The sequence below is a fragment of the Serratia inhibens genome, from assembly GCF_003591175.1.
Lineage (GTDB): Bacteria > Pseudomonadota > Gammaproteobacteria > Enterobacterales > Enterobacteriaceae > Serratia > Serratia inhibens.
Map to the genome: position 1 here is coordinate 375,758 of NZ_QYYG01000001.1, position 22,516 is coordinate 398,273.

Below are 22,516 nucleotides of genomic sequence, written 5' to 3' on the forward strand. Positions count from 1 at the left end.
TGTCACTAAATGCCACTATTGGCCCCCTGGGCCATAATGCGATCCCTACTGGCCACTGTTATCGGACTGTTTATGATGCGTTCCCACAAAGTGCGGCGAGTGATCGAAATGCTCGATCAGGATTTCGGTCAGGGCTCGTATCCTACGTGCAGGATACTGCCCTGGCGGACGGATGATATATGCGCCAGCCGGCGGAGGTGAATGACGCTCCATGAGTGGGATGAGCTTTCCCGCGGCAATATGTTCGTGGGTAAGGCAATCCGGCAGATAAGCAATTCCGAGCCCTGCCAGTGCCGCAGCCACCAGAGCTATCCCATTATCAGCCTTGAAACGCCCCTGAGGATGGACGGTGATGGTCTTGCCGCCATCCGTAAGTTGCCAGGCCTCTGTACCTTGCATCAGCGCCTGATGAGCGACGAGTTCTTCAGGCGTCTCGGGTTTGCCATACGTCTTAATGTAGTCTGGGCTCGCGACCAGCCGGCCATAAATTGGACCAATGCGTCTCGCAATCAAATTGGAGTCCGCCAGATAACCCACCCGTATCGCACAGTCGTAACCTTCCGCGATCAGATCGACAAAGCGGTCGCTGTAGCTGGTTTGGATGTGAAGCAAAGGATGTCGGCGCGCCATTTCCGCTATCACGGGAGCGAAGTGCGTCGGACCAAAGGAAATCGGCACGGCAACCCGCAGGCGGCCACGCAGCTCACCTTCGGGCGAAATCGTCTCTTTGGCCACCTCGATCTCAACGCAGATCCTGGCGGCATAGTCCCGAAACGCGGCCCCGGCTTCTGTAAGAACCGTTCCCCGGGTAGAACGCGTAATCAACTGGGCACCCAGTTCCATTTCAAGCCGCGCAAGCCGGCGACTGACGATCGACTTGGACACACCGAGCCGAAGTGCCGCGGTCGAAATCCCGCCTGCATCGGCAATTTCGACGAATGTCTGTAGTTCCTCAATGTTCATTCAGCGTTCCCCATCATGCAACACGACTTTCCACAGAATGGCACTACCGTATCAAATATGGGCACAGCACAATACTGATTCCAGAAAACGTCGCCGCAGGTGCATGTTTCTGGACGTTCCATCCAACTAACTACAGCAGAGGAAACCAACAATGACCTTTCGTAACGGCCTTGATTCCCTTCTCCGCCCTGAAGACTCTGTTCTCGTGTTGATTGACCACCAACCTTACCAACTGGCTAACCTGAACAGCCACGAGCCGCAAATGGTTGTCAATAATGCGACGGCGCTGGCGAAGACCGCCAAGACCTTTGGCGTTCCGACCATCCTGACGAGCGTGATTGCCGACCGAGGTGGGCTGATTTTTCCACAGATCACGGAGGTATTTCCTGAACAGGAGGTAATAGATCGAACCTTTATCAATACCTGGGAAGACCCGAAGGTGGTCGATGCGGTCAAGGCAACAGGCCGCAAACAGCTGATTATCGCGGGTCTGTGGACTGAAATATGCGTTGCGATGCCGGCGATACAGGCGCTCGGTGAAGGATGGGATGTGACTGTCGTTACCGACGCCTCAGGTGGTGTGTCAGTCGAGGCTCATGAAGTCGCTATCCAACGCATGATCGCCGCCGGCGCGAACATAATGACCTGGCTGGCGGTCGCGTCCGAGTGGCAGCGCGACTGGGCCCGCACAGAGCATACGGCGGCTCTGGCGGACATACTGAAATACCATGTTGGCGGCAGCGGCATCGCCTTGCTGTGGGAGCAACAGCTGCTCAACACCCCGGCGCCTGGCACCGGAGGCTGATCCTGGTACAAGCCTGGCATGCGCGGGCCTTTGTTCAAGAGGCAACGGCTCGCCATTCCAGGCCAGTTCCGAAAAATCATAGGTGGTCAGCTAGTCTTCAGAGCCTGTTCAACGCTGGTTGCCAGCGGGGTTGTCGGGCGGCCGATAAGCCTGGATAACGCACCACCTGCATCGAATAACGCGCCCTGCGAAGCGCCCACATCCCAGGATGCGATCGCATCGGCGAGATCTGCCGGCAGGCCAAAACTATGCAGTGCCGCCGCATAATCGGCTTCAGGAAGGTTATGATATGCGATGTCCTTGCCCGTCTGGCGGGATACCTCATCTGCCAGATCTTTCAGTGTCCATGCAGTGTCGCCGGCCAATTCGTAGGTCACATTCACGTGGCCGGAACCGCTCAAAACCGCCACTGCCGCTTCTGCGAAATCCTCACGGCTGGCCGAGGAAATCCGGCCTTCACCGGCGCTTCCCATAAAGGCACCATTGGCCAGTGCTGCGCCAACGGTGCCGGTGTTGTTTTCTGTGTACCAACCGTTGCGCATGATCGTGTAGGAAAGGCCAGAGGCCTTAATCGCGGTCTCTGTTGCAATATGTTCGCCAGCCAGGTTCAGAGGCGATACGTCCGCATGGAGCAGGCTTGTGTAGACAATGTGCTTCACGCCCGCCTTCTTCGCGGCGGCGATCACATTGGCGTGCTGGACGGTACGTTGACCGACTTCACTCGAAGAGATCAACAAAAGGCTGTCGATGCCAGTCAATGCCGCGTCGAGCGTGTCAGGGTGCGCATAGTCGGCAGCACGCACACTAACTCCTAACGATTGCGCTTTTTCCGGGTTGCGTACCAAAGCAACGATGTCGCTGACCGCCACTTTCTGTTTAAGCTTATCAATAACGATACGACCTAACTGGCCTGTAGCACCGGTGATGGCAATAGTCATGGCATAACTCCTTGAAATTTGATTTTTCGGTTAATCACGACTCGACTATAGATCAGATACTAACTTATAGTAAGTACGTACAAAAAAGTAAGTGAGACATGATTTCACCTGTCCAAAGAGGCTCTATGACAAACTCCTTAGTTGAACCTTTATCCGAAAAAATGTTGCGCGGCGACGTAATGATCGCGGCCTGTCCTTCACGCGAAATATTGAGCCATCTTACCAGCCGCTGGGGAGTTCTTATTCTGATCGCGCTGCTGCCCGGAACACTGAGGTTCAGTGAAATTCGCCGCAGGATTGGGGGAGTAAGCGAGCGAATGCTGGCTCAAACTCTTCAGTTATTAGAGAAAGACGGCATGATTAACCGCTATGACTACAACATCGTCCCGCTACGTGTAGAATACACGCTCACGCCACTTGGAAAAGAAGCTGCGGCCAAAGTTCGCGATTTAGCAGACTGGATCGAGAACAATTTGGCGGCACTAACACTGGCGCACGATAGCCCTGATGCAGTTGCCTGATAAGATTTGGGGCCGGTCATTTTCAGCCGTCGGCCCCAGGCCTCGAAGATCAATCTTTACCCTTCGGGATAACTCCCTCTCACGGGCGATAACGTTTCGCCGACTGAGGTTAGCCGCGGGCTTTCAAATGCAGCATGGAGTAATGTTCGTAGTGGCCAACACCATTCTTCACAATGGGATCTTCCGCCGTGATGGCCGCGATATTTTGCTCATCGGGAATTTGGTAGAGCGAGACGCCATAACCGCCCTTTTCATCAATCACCGGGCCATGAGCCACGATCAGGCCCTGGGCAAGCAGCTCGTTCAAAAAATCACCGTGTTGCTGCATCCATTTTTGTTCGTCAGCAGACATCGTGGTCAGAAAATTCGCTCGTGGCGGTATAAATTTGCACAGGTAATATTTCATGGTCGGCCCCTCATTGAAATCATTTAAATTTCAGTTAAACATCGCAGACATTATTTCTGTTTATGCAGACTTCACGCTTTTCAGAATTGCACCCTCAAACATTTTTGGCATGTGGTGTTGAAGGAACAGGATCATTCCGCTCATTTTCCCTACAGGATTGCTGAATTTCGGTTTCTTTGCCGTTATCAAGTCGGAAATGGTTTTGATCACCGCATCAGGCGCTTCGGCGTCATCAATGCCCTTCTGCGTCGCGGCCATGGCCTGCTTGCGATAGGTGTTGTAGTCGGCAATGTCACGGCCTTGTGCGGAAACGGCATTATGGCCCAGGTTGGTTTTAAACCACATCGGCTCGACCATGCTGACTTTGATATTGAATTGTTCCAGTTCGAAGCGCAGGGATTTGAAATAACCCTGAACGGCGTGTTTTGACGCCGTGTAATAAGACAGGTTCGGCGGGCCGATCAGGCCAACAATAGAACTGACCGTAATGATTTGCCCCTGCTTTTGTGCCCTGAAATAAGGCAGCAAGGCATTCGTCAGCTTAACCGTACCCCAGAAGTTGGTTTCAAATTGTTGTCTTCCCAGGTCAATCGACGTTTCTTCGGCAAGGCCGGTCACCATAAAACCGGCATTATTGACCAGCACATCCAACCGTTCAGTGAACTGGAATAATTCGTAAACAAACGAGGTCATTGAGCTGTCGTCGTCAATATTCAACTTCAACAGCTTGAACGGGACTTTAGCCGCGTATTTCTCCGGTTCACGGCTGGTGCCGATAACGGTAAACCCCTGCTGGTGAAGGCTGTTGGCGAGCATCAGCCCAAAACCCGATGATGCACCTGTAATTAAGACTGTCTTTTTCATAGTGATCTTTTCCAAAAGGCAGTGTGGTTTCACATTCCGCAGTGCCATAGAGATATCAGTGATGGATAAATGTGCCTCAGGCACGTACCGGCACCGCCAGGTCGCAGTGATTACCCGGCTTAAGTTAGTATCGTTTTAGTAGCCAGTCAATACTAAAATGATACTAACAAAAAAGTCGGCGAAGGCGATCCTGCATGATAGTATCGTTTCGGTAGTTAGTGAGGTAAAAGCCATGAGCACAAATCCATATTCTGAAAACATCTGCCCCATCGCCCGCAGCGTCGCTTTTCTTGGCGATGCCTGGACAATGCTGATCCTGCGTGATGCCAATTCCGGGATGACGCGCTTTGACCAGTTCCGCAAAAGCCTGGGGATTGCCCCCACCATGCTGACCAAACGGCTGGCAATGTTGACCGAGGAGAATCTGCTTGAGAAACGGCAGTATTCGGAGCGCCCATTACGTGAGGAGTATATTTTGACAGAGGCTGGCCGCGACTTTTTGCCGGTGCTTATCATGATTGGCGCCTGGGGGAGAAAGCACCGTGGCGAAGGCAAGTTGCTCCGCCTGCTGGATGCCGAGGCGGGAACTGAAGTCAACGCTATAGCCATTGATACCGTCACCGGGGCCGAGATTGGCACACGCGCAATCCAGATGGTGATCCCGGAATGATGGCCTGCGAGGCTGGCAAAATTCTTTATTGAACGGACAGAGACACGAAGGATTCGGTATGGGTGCCACAGAAAAACACATGATGGTTGTGGGCGCGGGAATTATGGGTGCATCGATAGCCTATCACCTGGCCAGCCGCGGGATAAAAGTGACCGTTATCGATAAAGGCCAGCCAGCGTCTGGGGCCACCGGCAGCTCTTTTGGCTGGATACACACTACGGTGAGTGATGATGCGCCAGATGCCCTTCTTCGCCGCGCTTCGGTGGCGGATTGGCGCCGGCTGGCAAAAGAACTCCCGGAACTCTGGGTGAACTGGACAGGGGCACTCAGTTACGACGATTTTTCACTGGAGAGCCAGGCCGACGATAGCTTGCTTCGGCAACCGGGCATATCCCAGCTTGAACCCGCGCTGAATAACCCACCGCAGCGGGCCTATTATGCGCAGCAAGATGGGGCCGTTGATCCGATAGACGCCACCCGTGTCCTGCTGGATAAAGCCTGTCGTCTCGGAGCCACGCTGAAAAGCCAGACGGCGGTAATCGGGTTTACCCGTGAGGGAAACAAAATTACCGGTATCGAGACTCCGGAGGGCGTATTACAGGCGGATTGCCTCATCCTGGCGTGCGGAACGGGCATATCGCCCCTGCTCGATGCCATTGGTACCCCGCTCCCGATCATGGCTTCGCCGGCCATTTTATTGCGGTTCGGCGCGACAGGGCACGTAGTTAACACCTTGATTTCAGGCCATGACATCGAAGTTCGCCATGCCCGAAACGGGGATATTCTGGCCGTCGAAGATTATCCGGCAACAGGCGGAATCGATGACATCGCCTCTGACACGCTGGCGGCGATGAAAATCGCTTTAACAGGCACAGAGTCGGCACAGTTGCTCAGCCAATCTGTGGGGCAGCGGCCTGTGCCGGCAGATGGATGCCCGATCATCGGATTTATTGGTGATACAACCGGCGTTTACGTGGCGGTCATGCATCCGGCAGTGACCTGCGCAGCTACCCTGGGGAGGATGATCAGTGAAGAGTTGGTCACCGGTAAGGCGCTGGACATGCTTGAAAACTATCGGCCGGCCCGTTTCTCCTCTGGCCAAGGCTGCACTTAACCGGTTCACAGGGTAACCTTATAAGCACGGCCCTATTCGTGCAGGCGGCGCGCCGCCTCTGAGGCGTTGTCCAGCGCGGTGGCAAATACCGCCTGCTGATCCGGAGTAAACTGCCTGAGAAACAGCTCGGCTACCGTGGCCTGATAAATGGCCCACATCCGTTTGCGCAAGTCTTTCCCCTTCACTGTGATGCTCACAAACGCCGCCCGGCCGTCTTCGGCCGAACGAATGCGGCTCACCAATCCCTCTTTTTCCAGTCGGTCGACCAGCCGGGTCAGGTTATAACGTTCGATCACCAGTACGTCCGCCAGCTCATGCATTCTGCGTGAACCTTGCGGGTGGCTCTCCAGTCCCCACAGCGTGTCATACCAGGCGTACGGCGGAAGCCCCGCCTGCGACAAACGCTGCTCAATTTCGCGGATCATCAGCCGATGAGATCGCACATAAGAAAACCAGAGATCGGGTTCACCTGAAGACATGATGCATTTTCCTTCCAGATACGATTGCATTTGCAATTGCATTTTACACTGATAGTATGCTCGTCGCCATTGTTGCAATTGCAATTGATAATAAGTCTTGCTCAGTCATGGGATGGATTGAAGCAGGTAACCCAAACCCGGCTCGCCGAGCCGGTTTATCGCACTTGGAGAATTGTCATGAACTCACCTGATGTCGACTCGCAGGAAACCCACGAGTGGCTGGCAGCAATGGACGCCGTTCATACGGCCGAAGGCCGCACGCGCACTCACTATCTGATCGACCAATTGCTCGATCAGGATGTCATCCGGCACGGCGACTTGCATGGCCGGGTCACCACCCCTTACCTCAATAGCATTTCCAGAGAACGGCAACCGGTCTACCCTGGTAACCTCGAGTTGGAACAGCGATTGAGCGCCTATGTGCGCTGGAACGCGATGGTCATGGTATTGCGCGCCGGCAAACATTCCAATGTCGGAGGACACATAGCCACTTATGCCTCCGCCGCCGTGCTGTATGAAGTTGGGTTTAATCACTTCTTCCGCGGCCGCACCGACAGCTTTGATGGCGATATGATCTACATTCAGGGCCATTCGGCACCGGGTATTTACGGCCGCGCCTATCTGGAAGGCCGCATCAGCGAAGCGCAACTGGACAATTTCCGCCGGGAAGCCGATCGCGATGGCCTGTCCTCCTACCCACATCCCCGTCTGATGCCCGACTTCTGGCAATTCCCAACGGTTTCCATGGGCCTGGGGCCGCTCACTGCAGCCTATCAGGCGCGTTTTATGCGCTATCTGGAATATCGCGGGTTAAAAAGCCCTCAGGGTCGCAAAGTTTGGGCCTTCCTGGGCGATGGCGAGATGGATCAACCGGAATCTCTGGCCGCAATCGCACTTGGCGGGCGCGAGAAACTGGATAATCTGATCTTTGTCGTCAACTGCAACCTCCAGCGGCTGGATGGCCCGGTGCGCGGCAACAGCAAGATTGTCCAGGAGCTGGAAGCAACCTTCCGCGCAGCCGGCTGGCAGGTAATCAAAGTGATGTGGGGCGGTGGTTGGGATGCGTTGCTGGAACGCGACCAGAGCGGCCTGCTGCGCCAGCGCATGATGGAATGCGTCGACGGCGATTATCAGACGTTTAAATCGCAAAGCGGCGCTTACGTGCGCGAACACTTCTTCGGTAAATACCCGCAATTGCTGCAACTGGTAGCAGATATGACAGACGAAGAGATCTGGGCACTGACCCGCGGTGGCCACGATCCGGAAAAAGTGTACGCGGCTTATGCGCAAGCCAGCACCCACAGTGGGCAACCGACGGTGATCCTGGCTAAAACCGTTAAGGGATTTGGCATGGGGGAAGCGGGAGAAGGCCAAAACATTAACCACCAATTGAAAAAAATGAGCGCCGACGCAGTACGCGCCTTCCGCGATCGCTTCGCACTGCCGGTCAGCGACTCTCAATTGGAGGAAATGCCTTACCTGAAACCTGCACCAGACAGCGAGGAAGCTCGCTATTTCGCTGCCCGACGTAGCCAAATGGGCGGCTATGTGCCTGCGCGCATAGCCACGGCAGAAACGCTGCCGGTCCCGCCGTTGAGCGCATTTTCGGCTCTGTTGAAAGACAGCGGCGAACGCGGCGCTTCGACGACCATGGCCTTTGTTCGCATCCTCGGCACTCTGCTGAAAGATCCGCAGTTGAGTGAGCGAGTAGTACCGATCGTCCCGGATGAATCACGCACCTTTGGCATGGAAGGCCTGTTCCGTCAGATTGGTATCCACTCCTACCTTGGCCAACTCTATACTCCGCAGGATGCAGGCCAGCTCAGCTACTACAAAGAAGCGAAAGAGGGGCAAATCCTGCAGGAAGGCATCAATGAATCCGGCGCTATCGCCTCTTGGATCGCCGCCGGTACCGCGTACAGCAACCATGGCCTGACCACCATTCCGTTTTATATCTTTTACTCCATGTTCGGGCTGCAGCGTGTCGGCGATCTGGCCTGGGCCGCCGCCGATGCCCGCACGCGCGGTTTCCTGCTGGGTGCCACATCGGGCCGCACCACATTGATGGGCGAAGGTCTGCAGCACGATGACGGCCACAGTCACGTACTCTCATCCGTGATCCCCTCTTGCGTATCTTACGATCCCACTTTCCCCTATGAGCTGGCGACCATTGTGCAAAATGGCCTCCAACGCATGTATGCAGAACAGCAGGATATTTATTACTACATCACTTTACTCAATGAAAATTACCCGCAACCTGATATGCCGGCAGGTGCCGAAGCCGGGATCTTGAAAGGCATGTATCTGTTCCAATCCGCACCGGCAGACCATCAGCCACAGGTGCAATTAATGGGCAGCGGAGCCATTTTGCGCGAAGTGATCGCCGCCGGCCGGTTGCTGGCCGATGACTTCTCCATCGCCAGCGAGATATGGAGCGCCACCAGCCTGACCGAACTGCGCCGCGAGGGAATGAAAACCGAGCGTTGGAACCTGCTGCATCCTGAGCAACCGGGTCGTACCAGCTATGTCGCTCAATGCCTGGAAGGCCACGTTGGGCCGTTGGTGGTCGCGACGGATTACATGAAAATCGTTGCCGACCAAATCCGCCCTTACGTTCAGGATCGTCGTTTCGTGGCACTGGGCACTGACGGCTTTGGCCGCTCGGACACCCGCGAATCGCTGCGGCGCTGCTTTGAGGTGGATCGTTATTTCATCGTAGTGGCAGCGCTTAAAGCCCTGGCCGATGAAGGCAAAATCGCGCCGACGCTGGTCAGCCAGGCCCTGCAACGCTATGGCATCGACAGCGATAAGCCGGATCCGGCCTATGTCTGATCCCTATTCATAACGATGAGTGACAGATTTGCCACCTTAGGAGCACAGGGAATCAAGATGCCAGAAATAAGACATGCCGTAGTACCGGACATCGGCGACGACCAGCAAATCCCGCTGGTCGAGATACTGGTTGCCGTGGGGGATTACATTACGCTGGATCAGGGGTTGATTACTCTGGAATCCGACAAGGCGACGTTGGAGATCCCCGCCACCTTCAGTGGCCGCGTCACTGAGTTGCTGGTCAAGCCGAATGACCGGCTGTCGGCCGGTAGCCCGATCGCCGCCATTGAGGTCGAAGAAGAGACGCCAAACGAGCCGCTGCCGGTGAAAGCTGCCGAACCAGCGCCCTCACCCGTGCCGGCCATGCCCGCAGCCGTTCGCGAACCGACAGCGCCGGCCCGCCAGGGTATTGCACCTTATGCCAGCCCGCTGGTGTACCGTTTGGCTCGCGAGCTTGGGGTCGACCTGCAACGTTTAACCGGCAGCGCCCGACAGGGGCGCATTACCCGCAATGATGTTATGCAACATGTCAGATCCGTTCTGAGCGCTCAACCTCAGACGACGTCAACACGCACCGCGGCGTTGCTGCCGTGGCCTGAGGTCGATTTCAGCCGGTTCGGTGAAACTGAACGCCGGCCGCTAACGCGGATCCAAAGAATGTCGGCCGCCAACCTGAGCCGAAACTGGGCGTTGATCCCGCATGTAACGCAGCATGATCACGCCGATATTACCGAGCTGGAAGCGCTGCGGGCAACGCTGAACCGTGAAAACGGCCCGGAAGGCGTAAAAATTACCCTGCTGGCATTTCTGCTCAAAGCCAGCTCCGTTGCGTTAAGGGCATTTCCTCAGTTCAATGCTTCGCTGGATATCGACGGCGAGCAGCTGATTATGAAGAAGTACCTGCACATCGGTTTTGCCGTGGAAACTCCACAGGGATTGGTGGTACCGGTAGTACGCAACGTTGATGAAAAAAGCGTGACGCAGTTGGCGCAGGAGATCGCAGCATTGAGCAAAAAGGCGCGCGAAAGCGCATTGACAGCCTCAGAGATGAGCGGCGGCTGCTTCACCTTGTCCTCGCTGGGGGGCATTGGCGGGCTGGCGTTTACCCCGATCATCAATGCTCCGGAGGTCGCGATACTGGGGATCTCGACCGCGTGTTGGCAACCTGTGTGGGACAATCGGGAATTTATTCCCCGCCTGCTGTTGCCGCTGTCGCTGAGCTACGACCACCGGGTGATTGACGGCGCCCTCGCCGCTCGTTTTAGCGTTTATCTGACCGGCCTGTTGGCCGATATCCGCCGTCTGTTACTTTGAGCCATTACCCTGCACCGGGCGATTTCCGGTGCAGGGTATTTTTCGACAACCGCACAAACGCGACTAATTAACCTTCGGCTATAACAAGTCATGTCGTGATTAACTCGCTATACTCTGGGCTGGTTTGACTGCCCGCTCTCCAGATAATGTAAATGCCGAAAGGAGAGTAAACACCAGCGCAATGCCGCCAAGTATCATATAAGTATGGCTAAATCCAATTCGGTCGTATAAATTCCCGGCCATTGACGACAAGAAAATAGACATCAATTGTTTGGAGAATTGAAACCCGACCAGGTAAATAGTGGCCGACAGTCTGGTATCAAAAGTATTGGATATATACTTAAATACGCCGATCAACAAAAATGGCACTTCAAACGCATGCAGCATTTTCAGGATAATGACTTCCACCACAGAATCGGCAATCGAAGAACCCAGAATGCGGATTGACATAATCATGCCGGCCACCAGCAAAGCATTTTTCGCTCCAATCCGGTTAATAATCCACGGGGATAAGAACATGATTAGCGCATTGGCGGCTTCCCCACCGGTAGTGACGAAACCGAAGATCAGGTTTCCTTCTTCCGGCGTGGCAAAGAACGATTTGAAAAAGTTGGCAAACTGTTGATCAAACACATCGTAGATACAAGCCACACCAATGACATACAGAACCAATAGCCAGAATTTACGTTGTTTAAACAGGTCAAAGACCAGGTGCATGCTGAACTGTGATGAGTTAGCACCGAGCGCATTCATCACGGTAATGGTGTTGCTGTTTTCAGTTTTCGCCATCAGTAACAGCACCGCCAGGATGATGGCCGCACCCGACCCCATCCAGAAAACGATGTCAGGGTTGATGCTGAATAATATCCCTGCCGTAGATGCGCAAATCCCCCAACCAAAACAGCCAAACATTCTGGCTTTACCGTATTCGAACGCGCTCTGGCGGCTAATTCTTTCCACATAGGCTTCAATGGCACCCGCACCGGAATTAAAGACAAAACCGATATAAACCCCACCCAGCAAAGCGCCAAGAATAATATTAACCTTTAGCAGTGGCGCGAACACATACAAAAAGAACGGGGCAAAAAACAGCAGCAATATCGTTATCACCCATAAAAGATGCTTTTTGACGCCGAGCTTGTCGGATAAAACCCCGAGGATAGGCTGAAATATTATAGCGAATAACGACAGGCTGGAAAAAACGATTCCCGTGTCAGTTTTATTTAAGCCAATGACTTCATGCAACCAGATAGGCAGAAATGGAAAGCAGGTCGCCATAATAAAAAAATAAAGGAAAAAGAATGTACCGAATATCCAGAAGTTACGGTTTTTTCTGTAATAGCAAGAGCTCATGTTCATGAGGTGTTTGTCCGATGAAGGTATTGTTCTGGTCTTAACGACCGCCAAAGCGGCCGTTTAGCGTCTGTATCATCAATGATCTGAACATTCAGACTTGTTTAAGCCCTATCAGTAACGCGCTTTCCGGAGCCAACACAGGGAGCGCCAGGCCGGCTTGCATCAACCAGTCGCCGGAGACCACCATCGGCTGACGCAACCAGGATGGCAGTTCACGCATCGTCCCCCCGCCTTCACGCACGGTTTTGATTTCCGGGCTATCCAGCAGGCTGACCTCGTATTGCGCTTCCGGCAGTAACCCAGGGAAACGCACCTTGCCTGCAAGTGAATAATTCAACATTTGTAACTGAGCCATCATAAATACCGCACACGTCTGGTCCTGACTGACGACACCGCTAACCTGAATCGTATCGTCAGGCATATCCACCCGCCATGTAGTTCCGCCATGCAATAAAGGCCGAAGTGTTTTATGCAGTTGAATATAATGGCGATAACCATGCAGTTCTTCCTCGTCGGACTGAACCGGATCAAGCTCAATACCCATATGCCCGAACAGTGCCGTCAGGCCTCGGAAGCCGATAGAGTGTTGCCGTTGCGTTGCATGACAGCGACGGTGGCCAATATGCTGCCCCATCACTTCAGGAGGGAAAAAATAGCTCATGCCGCGTTGAATAGCTTGTCGTTCAAGCGCGTCGTTATTGTCGGAGACCCAGAAACGCTGAGTTCGTTCCAGCACGCCGTAATCGATACGCCCACCGCCAGAAGCGCAGGACTCGATTTCGACATGCGGAAAACGTCGGTTAAGCTCATCAAGCAGCCGATAAAATTGGTGGGTTTGCGCATCTGCGGCCAGTTTGCCCTGATGCCCCGGCTGGACCAGTTCGCGATTCATATCCCATTTGATGTATTCGACAGGATGTTCGCTTAACAGCCAACTCAGCCGTGCCAATAAATAATCAAACACGTCGGGATGATTGAGATCCAGCACATACTGATAGCGCCCCGTGGGTTGCTGATAACCCGGCAATTGCAACACCCAGTCGGGATGCAGACGGAAGAGGTCCGAGTCGGGGTTGATCATTTCCGGTTCAACCCAAATGCCAAAAGACATACCTAATGATTTCACATGCTCGATAATGGGCATTAAACCCTCTGGATATTTTTGTTCATCCAAATACCAGTCACCCAAGCCGGCTTGATCGTGGTTGCGCCCGCGAAACCAGCCATCATCGATAATGAAACGCTCTACACCGATCTCTGCGGCTTTACTTGCCATTTGCATAATGTAAGCAGGATCATGATCGAAATAGATACCTTCCCAGGTATTGAGATGCACCGGCCTGGTTTGTTTCGCTGAAAAACGGATCAGGGATTGACGCAGGAAAGCATGGTAAGCCTGGCTCATACCGTTTAAACCCGCCTGAGAGAATGCGGCGTAAACCCATGGCGTGGAACATGACTCCCCTTCGCCAAGGCTTATCTCTCCTGGCAGATAGAGCGCTTCGGCCTGCACGACTCGCCGACCGTCGGTTTTCACATCCGCCCGCAAACGGTGATTGCCGCTCCAGCCGAGATGCACTCCCCATACCGCACCGCGTTGCTCACTAAACCCTGCATCCCCGACTACAAAAGCGGGAAAGTACTCGTGAGAACTCCGTCCCCGACGGCTCTCTTGTATAAAACCGCCGTGTTCCAACCTGACACGGTGCGGCTGAAACTCCCTTAACCAACGCCCATGAAACGCCATCGCCTCAACGGCATGCTCCGGTACGGGCAATGTGACCGCCAGACGGTGCAGTTGCCATGGCCGATGATGAAGGTTCTTCAGCGTATGGCGTATCTGCAATACGCCCGTTTGCGCGTCAAGCCTCAGTTCACTGATCAACTGTAATGCCGCCAGCTCATCTTCACTGGTCACCGTCACCGCACCGGGCTTGATATCCACCTTGGTCGTCGTAAATACGGGGGCCGCGTGATATCCATCGCTATGCCCCTCAATCCCCGGCGAACCAAATTGGCCGCGCCCATACTCCATCGCAAAGGTCAAAGGGAGATCAACGTCAAGCTTGCCGTTCGCTACGGGCCTTTGTAATGAAGCGACGTCTTCTGGCGAAAATCTGACGAGTTTTGGGCCCCAATAGAGGATTTCAGCAAAAGGGTGGCAGCGGATGATCAAATCGGTATCTGTGCTGGTCAGTCGAACAATTTCTGAATTCATGGTCAGGCTCCATCATGTAATTGATGGAACCATAGATGAACTTAAACGTTTAAGTGATCAACTTAAACGTTTAAGAAGTGTGATTTGGATTGAGAAAAACGGCGTTTTTTAGGCGCCTGTATCTACACGACAGGAAGAACGGTTACGTGTGCCTTAGGATTTGAGCGGAAAAGTGGTCGTACCTTGACGTAGCGTGGGTTGCCACAACATCTGGATCTTTTCAACAGGCTCTCCAGCCATCAGCGCCAGGGTCATTTGCGCAATCTGGTTACCCACCTCTTCCCGCGTGGCCTGGATAATGGCTGTCGCATCAACTCTGGTCAGGCAATCTTCCGGCAAACCGTCATAAACGATTAACGCCACGGCATCAGGCCCACTCAAGCGCCCCACCTCCCGCAGTGCGGCTACGGCCCCTTCGCCCTGTACGCTGCCGTCGGTAATAATCGCCGTGGGTGGCTCTGGCAAAGCCAATAGTTCCAGCGTCGCGCGATAACCCGCCCGACGCGTCACATCCGCAGTTTTCAAATACGGAGAACAAGACAAAGCGTGCCGCAACAGTGCATCACGGTAACCCTGACGCCGCTGCATGATAAAGGCTTGCTGGCGGTCTTCGCTTAACAGCGAGATGCGGCGATGGCCCAGAGTAATAAGATGTTCTGTCGCGATATCAAGGCCCAGCCGATTATCAAAATCGAACCAGGCGTAGGGTTGGGGTAACTGACTGCGACCCAGGGCCAGAAAAGGCACCTTTTTTTGCTGCAGCAAGGCCAGCCTGGGATCCTGCTCCAGCGTATGCGCAACAATGAGGGCATCGATGCGCCTGCCTTCGATCAATCGAATAAAGGTCTGACATTCTCCCTGCTGCTCGTCAGTGATCAAAAGAAAATCGACCTCTTTTTTGGCTAATTGATGGCCGATAGCGCTAACCATTGCAAAAAAGAAGTCATTACTCAGTGAGGATGCATAAGGATAAACCAGGCCGACAGCATCGCTTTTTCCCTTTTTCAGACGTTGCGCATTGGTATTGGGTTGATAACCAATCCGCTCGGCTTCGGCTTTAATAATATTCCGTGTCTCTTCAGAAATATCGCTGTGACCATTGAGTGCGCGACTGACGGCCGTGATAGATAACCCAAGATTTTTCGCTATTATTTTCAGAGACATAGATATAGCCCAGCCTGTTTTCAATCATTTATCTTACAATATTATGTTATCAGTTATCAAAAAATTGAATGGAATTTCAAAGGCTAAGGCTCTCGCCCAGTGATTGTTACCCTGCGTCGGGCGATTTCCGGTGGACATGTAATGATATCCGTATTGATTTAAACGTGGTGTATAGGCCCGAAATGTATTCTTCATGCATATTTAAAAAACCGATAAACCTTACGCCTCCTCCCCGGTCTCGGTATTCACCCGTTTACCGATGTCTTTAAGCTCCGAATATTTTTCCAATAGTTGCGGGCCGTCATCCAGACTGGTGGCAAACATCCACAAATAAGTCATTACCGAGTAAATATGGCCGGCCGTGATCCCCGACGACTGAGTCATCCAGGCAATAGTCAGGCTAAACAACAAAGCGACAAGTACACCGATCGACAGATACCCCAGCGCTTCGCGATCGGAGAGCCGTATGCGCAATTTGGCGAGTGTCAAATAATGCCTCTCCAGGGAGAGCACGGTGGCCTTGTTAACGAAATCCACCTCTTTTTCAAGGCGGTTATTAAGTTTGTTATACAGCGCTTCGTTTTTATGGGCATAACCGGAAAGGAAGCAGGCCAGAAACGCCAGTATGGCCAGACAAGCAATGCCCGCCCAAAATTCAATGACCAGCAACATCACCGCAGCCCCGATCATGGAGGCCAGTGACGTGATCAGCATCGGCAAATGCAACTCGAAGAAATCGACGAATTCTCTCGATAGCGCCACACGCGCGGCAACGGTAGACGGGTTGAGCTTGTTTTTACGTTGCGTCATGACCACAGATACCGCCAGAGCCGCATAAATTCTGGCAAAGGTGCGCGTATCCACGCTTCTGCGCGCAGCGCCAAGGCACCATATGAATAAGATCATCATTCCATACAACACCGCATTTAACGTCTGCCCCGACAGGATGGCGTTAATGGAAATGCCCGCCAGCACCGGATACAGCAGATACATGGCGTTCTCTGCAACCACCAGCAGGAAGGTAAAAAACAACTTTTTGCGGTGGCGTCTTGCCAGTAATTTCAGGGTGTTGGACGCACTGCCGGCCACAGGCGCTGCCGGAAGGTTTTGACTGTTCATTATGGTCTTTTCTGTTAAAATTCAAAATTAGAGCGACTGCTCAAAACAATGAAGGCATGCTATTTGAGCAGTTGCTCAAAGTCAATGGGAGGAGATAGATGAAAGGTAAATCTGAGTTGATGAGAGAGAAAATTCTAAATGGCGTTGTAGAACTGTTTATAGAAAAAGGCATTGAAAAAGTCACCACGCGCGAACTTACCGAATACGTAGGCATCTCCCGCAGTCATATTTATCACTATTTTAAAGACTGGCAATCCCTGTGCCTCGAAGCCTTAACAAACTTCATGCATGGCGAACTGGAAGAGTTCCGCACTCTCATTACGCCCTTGCCCGCCGCTCGGAAACTGCAAGAATTTATCGATGGCATGATCTCCGAAACACCCGATCCCACCAGGAAACTGTATGGTTCATTATGGCTGCTCTCCACGCATAACGAAGCTTACTCGGCGCTGATGCAGTCATTTTTAGACGAGTGGCATCAGGTGCTGTCTCAGATCATTGTATCCGGCATGGAGGAAAAAACGTTTCGCCATGTGGACGCACAGCGCGTAGCGCGGCAACTGGACGCCATGCTGTTTGGTTACGGTGAACATCTTTTCACCCTGCCTTCTGCGCAAGCCTTGAAACAGGCGGAAGAAGACATTGATGACTTCATTCAACGAAACTTGCTGCTCATCGACAACAAATAGACGGGGCAACGGGGTGGCCACCTCTGCAGCCACCCCGCGGGTCTGTCATCAGAACCAGGCTTCCCACATTGCGCCGACGTTGAACGAATCCAGTTGGGTATCGTCGTCGGTGCCGTTCACGCGGGCGGTATGTTTGTTATCCACCTCGCCGCCGGTAACGTAGAAGCGCAGCATAGGACGGAACTCCGGCCCCATCGCAATCGAAATATTCTGCGACAGCGTGAGTTTCCAGCCGTGGTTATCGCCGCCCTGGTCGTAGTCTACCCGTTGGTAGCCCGCCTCCAGCCAGGTTGAATGCACGTCGTTCCACCAATACATCGGCCGCACAATCGCGCCGTAGTTACGGCGATCGTCAGTGCCGTCGGCATCGTTGGAGTAATCATGGAAGGCGAGCAGGTATTCCACCTGCGCCTGCTGGGTAAACTTGTAGTTCCCCTCGAAGCTGGCGTAAACCGCCGTCAACTCGTCCGTTTTGTTGTAAACGCTGTTATCCGCATTGTTGGAGTAACGGGCGATGACTCTATTCACCCCTTTGTCGCCGGTATGACTCAGCACCACGCCGCCCTGCCAGGCTTTCAGGCGCTCATCGCTTTCCACCGCTTTCGAATCGAAGCCATAGTTGGCGTAAAGTTCCAAATCCAGCGGACCGACCTTCATGCCATGAATTTTCGAGGTCAGCGCGTAGTTGCCTTTATCGCCGGTTCCTGAACCGCCGGTACAGGTGATGCGCGACGGGTTGGCTTCGTCTTCCGCCACTCTCGGATCACAGGACTCAACGGCAGCGACGGCGGCGACGTCAAACTGTACGCCGCCGATATCAAAGTTCTTCACCCCCGCGCCCTGGCCATCGTGGGTCATCCAGAAATAGTCGTTGATGCCCTGTTGCGGACGCTGATGAAAATCGCGGCCGGCCCACAGATAGGCATTAAGGTTCGAGGCCAGAATATTGGTGACGCCGGCATAGGCTTTCTTGAGGTTTACCTCGTCACCCCAGTGGTCGAACATCACATTGACATCCCAGATTGCGCCGTTATCGCCTTTGAACGCTTTGGACAGCTGGAATTCGCCGCCGTTGCCTTCGTTGCCCAGGCGGCCCAGTGCGGATGCGCCGTTGTAGGAGCCGTCAACGCCGACGAATTTCTGATCGCCGCCCTGGAACTGCGCGCCGTAACGGGCGTAACCAGAAAATTTGACGCCAAACGGGATCGCCATATCCGGCGACTGTGCAGCGCTTTGCGGCTCGGTAATGACATCGGCTTTCTTATTCATGGCGGTATCTATTTTCGCCTGCCGTTCCGCCAGGGCTTTATCGACCGCTTTTGCCACGATGGCATCGATTTGCTCTTGGGTAAATTCTTGAGCGAGTACGGATCCAGAGCAAAGCGCGGCCATTACCGCCAGCGCTATTGGCAATTTATTATATATTTTCATGGTTATCTCAATTGTACACAGGTGATATTATCAGCCACCCGAAGGCAGCCTTAATAATATCCTGTGGGCTGGTTTATATTTAGATAACAGCCATCCTGTTTTGGTTTTTTTTTAAAAAAAACCGTGCTATCACCAAAACAAGCTGATTATTTATTATTGATATGGGTACAGAGCAATTAAATCTTCTTCGTAATTATTCCCCTTGTTGCAATGAACAATGTGTTATTAACGTTGGTAAAGGTGAATGATCTCTTCCGATAATTCACGCGCCAGTAAAGACGTCATTAAATGATCCTGCGCATGTACCATAATCAAGGTCATTGGCTGCCGGGCTTCACCGGCATCCTGTTCGATCAGTTTGGTTTGCATATGATGCGCCTGGCGCGAGAAACCATCGGCCTGCTGCAACAGCGCTTTGGCTTCGCTGATGTTGCCTTCCCGCGCGGCGCGCAACGCTTCAAAGCACAGGCTGCGCGACTGGCCGGCGTTGACGATAATCTCCATGACCGCCTCTTCCAATTCAATCATCATTTGTCTCCTGTTCGTTAAACCCATTGTCTGCGGCGGTGGCGGCAAACCACTCTCCGCTTTTCTTGACGGTGCGTTGCTGGCTGGCTAAATCCAATTGCACCAGACCGTAGCGATTTTTATATCCGTTGCACCATGACCAGTTATCAATAAACGTCCACATGTGATAGCCGAGGCAATTACTGCCTTCGCTAATGCCTTTATGCAGCCATTTAAGGTGTTCGGAAACAAACTCAATACGATAGCGATCGTTGATTTGGCCGTTTTCCGCAAAGCGTTGCTCGTTTTCCACCCCCATGCCGTTTTCGGAAATAAAACAGCGCGGGTTGTCATAGTTAACGCGCAAGTTTGTCAGAATGTCATAAATACCCGGCTCGTAAATTTCCCAGCCGCGGTAAGGGTTCATTTTTCTGCCGGGCATTTCATAGTTTTCGAATAACCATTCAGGCATAAAGGGCGCTAGCGGGTTTACGGCGCTGTCGCGGCATTTCACGCGGCGCGGCTGGTAATAGTTAACCCCGAGCAGGTCAATCTTTCCTTCGGCAATCAGCGCCCGATCGCCTGGCCGGCAGGCCGGAAGCTGATCCCAGGTTTTCAGCAAAGCCACCAGATCGGCCGGATACTCGCCACGCAGCACCGGGTCGAGAAAACTGCGGTTAAACAGCAGGTCGGCGTGGTGCGCGGCACTCACATCCGCCGGATTTTGCGAACGCGGGTAGGACGGCGTCAGGTTCAGCACGATACCGATCTCCCCGGCATAAAGCCCGGCGCGAAACGCCTGCACCGCCGACGCATGCGCCAGTACCGTGTGGTATGCCACCGTCGCCGCGCGCTTAAAGTCGACCACGTTGGGGTAGTGGAAATCATACAGGTAGCCGCCTTCGACCGGCACAATCGGCTCATTGAAGGTGAACCAATGCATTACCCGGTCGCCAAACAGCTCAAAACAGACCTGCGCATAGCGGCTAAAGGCAGCGACCACATCGCGGTTTTCCCAGCCGCCCTTCTCCTGCATCGCCATCGGCATGTCGAAGTGGAACAGCGTAATAAACGGCTTGATGCCCTGCGCCAGCAGCTCATCAATCACGTTGTTGTAAAACGCCACCGCTTGCGGATTCACCTCGCCCGTTCCGTCCGGGATCAGCCGCGACCAGCTGAGGGAGGTCCGAAAACTGTTATGGTTGAGCTGTTTCAGCAGCGCGATATCCTGACGCCAGTTCCGGTAAAAGGTTGACGTCTCCTGCGGCCCCACCTGCTGATGAAAACGCCAGGGCTCATTGGCGTACCAGTTGTCCCAGATTGTCGGGCTTTTACCGCCCTGCCGGCTGTCCCCTTCGGTTTGCAGCGCGGAGCTGGCGCTGCCCCACCAGAAGTGCTCGGGAAATACGTATTTCATGCTTCGCTTCTCCATAAATATCAATTGTTGCCGAGGGTTTCGGCCAGCGGTGCAGCGCTCTGCGCTTTTTGCTCTTCGGTTTTCATTAAAGAGCGCTCGTAGGCACGCAGGAACGGCAAGTACATCAGGGCGGACATCACCATACAGATGACGCACATCACCACCGGGCTGAACGCCCAGTTCGCCGCCCAGGAGGCACCGATGGGCGCCGGCGTGGTCCACGGCGTGAGCGAGACCACCTGCGCCAGCCATCCCAAACGCGTCGCGGTATAGGCCAGTACGGCGTTGATCAGCGGAACGCAAACGAAGGGGATGAACAACATCGGGTTCATGATGATCGGCGCACCAAACAGGATCGGCTCATTGATGTTAAAGAAGCTCGGCACCACGCCCATCTTGCCGATGGTGCGCAGGTGGGCAACGCGGCTGCGCAACAGCAGGAAAGCCAGCGGTAACGTCGAACCTACGCCGCCAATCAGCAGATAGTGATCCCAGAAACCCTGCAAATAAACGTGTGGCAATGCCGCCCCGGCCGCCAGCGCCGCCTGGTTTGCCGACAGGTTCGCCATCCAGAACGGGTTCATGATGCCGGTGACGATCAATGAACCATGGATGCCGGCGAACCAGAAAATCTGGCACAGCAATACCGACAGCAAGATGGCGGGCAGCGAATCCGAGGCGGACACCAGCGGTTCCAGCAGATGCATAATCGCCTGCGGCAGGATCATGCCGGTTTGCGCTTCGATAAACAGATTCAGCGGATGCAGCGTACCAATCACCACCAGCACCGGGATCAGGATCTCGAACGAACGCGCCACGCCGGTGGGCACCTCTTTCGGCAGGCGGATGGTGATATTGTTCTGTTTGAGCCAGGCGTAAACGCGGGTTGAGTAAATGGCGGTGATCAGGGCGGTGAAAATCCCTTGCCCGGAAAGATACTGGGTAGATATTTTGCCGTCCGCATAAGGGGCAGCCACCAGCAAAAAGGCCATAAATGCCAGCAAGCCGGACATCACCGGATCGAGATTAAACTGCCGTCCGAGGCTGGCGCCAATTCCCACGGAGATAAAGAAGGTCATCACTCCCATACTCAGGTTGAACGGCAACATCAGCTGTTCGCGATAAGTCTGCGAAAAATCCAGCCAGCCACGCGCAAAGCTGTTCGTGGTATCGGCGGAGAACGGCGGAAAGATAAAGACCAGCATGAACGAACCAATAATCATAAACGGCAACGCGGCGGTAAAACCATCGCGGATGGCAATGACATATTTCTGCTGCCCCAGGCGGCCGGCCAGCGGAGTGATGGATTGCTCGATGACGGCAATCATTGACTGATATAACGAACTCATAGGAACACCTTTTTAGTGCGCCGCTGCGATCAGCGACAGAGCATAGTCCAGTACCTTCTCACCGCGCTGCATGCCGTAGTCCATCGGATCAATGGGCTGAACGGGTATGCCTTGGACGGCAGCCTTTTCTGACAGTGTTTTAAGCATATATTTTACCTGCGGCCCCAGCAGCACCACCTGATAGCGCGGAAACTGCGTATCGAACTCGGCTACGCCATAGGCGTCGATCTCGACCGGCAACCCCCTTTCATCCGCAGCCTCCACCATTTTCCTGACCAGCAGGCTGGTAGACATCCCGGCGGAACAACACAGCATGATTTTGTACATCGACAACCATCCTCAACGGGTAATTAACGTGAA

21 protein-coding genes are annotated in these 22,516 nt (G+C 53.7%); 7 read left to right on the forward strand and 14 right to left on the reverse strand.

Going from position 1 to position 22,516, the window contains the following annotated elements:
* Positions 1 to 45: 45 nt before the first annotated feature.
* A complete protein-coding gene (locus D4100_RS01780) occupies positions 46 to 963 on the reverse strand; it encodes a LysR family transcriptional regulator (protein WP_119802770.1) in 918 nt (305 codons plus the stop codon).
* A 151-nt stretch (positions 964 to 1,114) separates the two neighbouring features.
* On the opposite strand from D4100_RS01780, the gene D4100_RS01785 reads away from it, so the two are divergent.
* Positions 1,115 to 1,768 carry a hydrolase gene (locus D4100_RS01785; RefSeq protein ID WP_119802772.1) on the forward strand — a complete coding sequence of 218 codons (654 nt, stop codon included), beginning with the start codon at positions 1,115 to 1,117 and terminating at the stop codon, positions 1,766 to 1,768.
* An 86-nt stretch (positions 1,769 to 1,854) separates the two neighbouring features.
* On the opposite strand, the gene D4100_RS01790 is transcribed toward D4100_RS01785, so the two are convergent.
* Entirely contained in the window at positions 1,855 to 2,706 is an 852-nt protein-coding gene (locus tag D4100_RS01790) for an SDR family oxidoreductase (protein WP_119802774.1), read from the reverse strand.
* A gap of 98 nt (positions 2,707 to 2,804) precedes the next feature.
* On the opposite strand from D4100_RS01790, the gene D4100_RS01795 reads away from it, so the two are divergent.
* Complete coding sequence (locus D4100_RS01795) at positions 2,805 to 3,227, forward strand: winged helix-turn-helix transcriptional regulator (protein WP_119802776.1); 423 nt, start codon at positions 2,805 to 2,807, stop codon at positions 3,225 to 3,227.
* 109 nt (positions 3,228 to 3,336) lie between these two features.
* Here the strand turns inward: D4100_RS01795 and D4100_RS01800 are convergent, their stop codons facing one another.
* Both D4100_RS01800 and D4100_RS01805 read right to left on the reverse strand, forming a co-directional pair.
* Positions 3,337 to 3,633: a YciI family protein gene (locus tag D4100_RS01800; RefSeq protein ID WP_119802778.1), complete on the reverse strand. Its 297-nt coding sequence runs from the start codon at positions 3,631 to 3,633 to the stop codon at positions 3,337 to 3,339.
* 60 nt (positions 3,634 to 3,693) lie between these two features.
* Positions 3,694 to 4,545, reverse strand: a complete 852-nt coding sequence (locus D4100_RS01805; RefSeq protein ID WP_244941627.1) for an SDR family NAD(P)-dependent oxidoreductase — start codon at positions 4,543 to 4,545, stop codon at positions 3,694 to 3,696.
* A 184-nt stretch (positions 4,546 to 4,729) separates the two neighbouring features.
* On the opposite strand from D4100_RS01805, the gene D4100_RS01810 reads away from it, so the two are divergent.
* A complete protein-coding gene (locus D4100_RS01810) occupies positions 4,730 to 5,167 on the forward strand; it encodes a winged helix-turn-helix transcriptional regulator (protein WP_119802780.1) in 438 nt (145 codons plus the stop codon).
* A gap of 58 nt (positions 5,168 to 5,225) precedes the next feature.
* Complete coding sequence (locus tag D4100_RS01815) at positions 5,226 to 6,281, forward strand: NAD(P)/FAD-dependent oxidoreductase (RefSeq protein ID WP_119802782.1); 1,056 nt, start codon at positions 5,226 to 5,228, stop codon at positions 6,279 to 6,281.
* A 32-nt stretch (positions 6,282 to 6,313) separates the two neighbouring features.
* On the opposite strand, the gene D4100_RS01820 is transcribed toward D4100_RS01815, so the two are convergent.
* Positions 6,314 to 6,760: a MarR family winged helix-turn-helix transcriptional regulator gene (locus D4100_RS01820; protein WP_119802784.1), complete on the reverse strand. Its 447-nt coding sequence runs from the start codon at positions 6,758 to 6,760 to the stop codon at positions 6,314 to 6,316.
* 177 nt (positions 6,761 to 6,937) lie between these two features.
* Between D4100_RS01820 and aceE the strand changes: the two genes are divergently transcribed.
* Together aceE and D4100_RS01830 are read left to right on the forward strand one after the other, a co-directional pair.
* A complete protein-coding gene (gene aceE, locus D4100_RS01825; protein ID WP_119802786.1) occupies positions 6,938 to 9,592 on the forward strand; it encodes a pyruvate dehydrogenase (acetyl-transferring), homodimeric type in 2,655 nt (884 codons plus the stop codon).
* A 57-nt stretch (positions 9,593 to 9,649) separates the two neighbouring features.
* Positions 9,650 to 10,906, forward strand: a complete 1,257-nt coding sequence (locus D4100_RS01830; RefSeq protein ID WP_119802788.1) for a 2-oxo acid dehydrogenase subunit E2 — start codon at positions 9,650 to 9,652, stop codon at positions 10,904 to 10,906.
* 99 nt (positions 10,907 to 11,005) lie between these two features.
* Here D4100_RS01830 and D4100_RS01835 read toward each other — a convergent pair whose 3' ends face one another.
* The 4 genes from D4100_RS01835 to D4100_RS01850 form a co-directional block, all read right to left on the reverse strand.
* Positions 11,006 to 12,265, reverse strand: a complete 1,260-nt coding sequence (locus D4100_RS01835; RefSeq protein ID WP_119802790.1) for an MFS transporter — start codon at positions 12,263 to 12,265, stop codon at positions 11,006 to 11,008.
* Between the two features lie 88 nt (positions 12,266 to 12,353).
* Positions 12,354 to 14,480, reverse strand: coding sequence for an alpha-galactosidase (locus D4100_RS01840; protein ID WP_119802792.1), 2,127 nt, complete (start codon positions 14,478 to 14,480; stop codon positions 12,354 to 12,356).
* 153 nt (positions 14,481 to 14,633) lie between these two features.
* Positions 14,634 to 15,644, reverse strand: coding sequence for a substrate-binding domain-containing protein (locus tag D4100_RS01845; protein ID WP_119802794.1), 1,011 nt, complete (start codon positions 15,642 to 15,644; stop codon positions 14,634 to 14,636).
* Between the two features lie 219 nt (positions 15,645 to 15,863).
* Positions 15,864 to 16,763: an ABC transporter six-transmembrane domain-containing protein gene (locus D4100_RS01850; RefSeq protein ID WP_119802796.1), complete on the reverse strand. Its 900-nt coding sequence runs from the start codon at positions 16,761 to 16,763 to the stop codon at positions 15,864 to 15,866.
* A gap of 98 nt (positions 16,764 to 16,861) precedes the next feature.
* Here D4100_RS01850 and D4100_RS01855 point away from each other — a divergent pair, with 98 nt between their 5' ends.
* Positions 16,862 to 17,452 carry a TetR/AcrR family transcriptional regulator gene (locus D4100_RS01855; protein WP_119802798.1) on the forward strand — a complete coding sequence of 197 codons (591 nt, stop codon included), beginning with the start codon at positions 16,862 to 16,864 and terminating at the stop codon, positions 17,450 to 17,452.
* Positions 17,453 to 17,500: 48 nt separating this feature from the next.
* Here D4100_RS01855 and D4100_RS01860 read toward each other — a convergent pair whose 3' ends face one another.
* The 5 genes from D4100_RS01860 to D4100_RS01880 form a co-directional block, all read right to left on the reverse strand.
* Positions 17,501 to 18,883, reverse strand: a complete 1,383-nt coding sequence (locus tag D4100_RS01860; protein ID WP_119802800.1) for a carbohydrate porin — start codon at positions 18,881 to 18,883, stop codon at positions 17,501 to 17,503.
* 225 nt (positions 18,884 to 19,108) lie between these two features.
* Complete coding sequence (locus D4100_RS01865; RefSeq protein ID WP_006321892.1) at positions 19,109 to 19,411, reverse strand: PTS lactose/cellobiose transporter subunit IIA; 303 nt, start codon at positions 19,409 to 19,411, stop codon at positions 19,109 to 19,111.
* The gene (locus D4100_RS01870; protein WP_006321891.1) at positions 19,404 to 20,807 is read right to left on the reverse strand and encodes a glycoside hydrolase family 1 protein; all 1,404 of its coding nucleotides are present in this window, start codon (positions 20,805 to 20,807) and stop codon (positions 19,404 to 19,406) included. Before D4100_RS01870 ends, D4100_RS01865 begins: the two co-directional genes overlap by 8 nt.
* A 20-nt stretch (positions 20,808 to 20,827) precedes the next feature.
* Positions 20,828 to 22,156: a PTS sugar transporter subunit IIC gene (locus D4100_RS01875; RefSeq protein ID WP_119802802.1), complete on the reverse strand. Its 1,329-nt coding sequence runs from the start codon at positions 22,154 to 22,156 to the stop codon at positions 20,828 to 20,830.
* A 12-nt stretch (positions 22,157 to 22,168) separates the two neighbouring features.
* The gene (locus tag D4100_RS01880) at positions 22,169 to 22,483 is read right to left on the reverse strand and encodes a PTS sugar transporter subunit IIB (RefSeq protein ID WP_006321882.1); all 315 of its coding nucleotides are present in this window, start codon (positions 22,481 to 22,483) and stop codon (positions 22,169 to 22,171) included.
* Positions 22,484 to 22,516 lie beyond the last annotated feature (33 nt).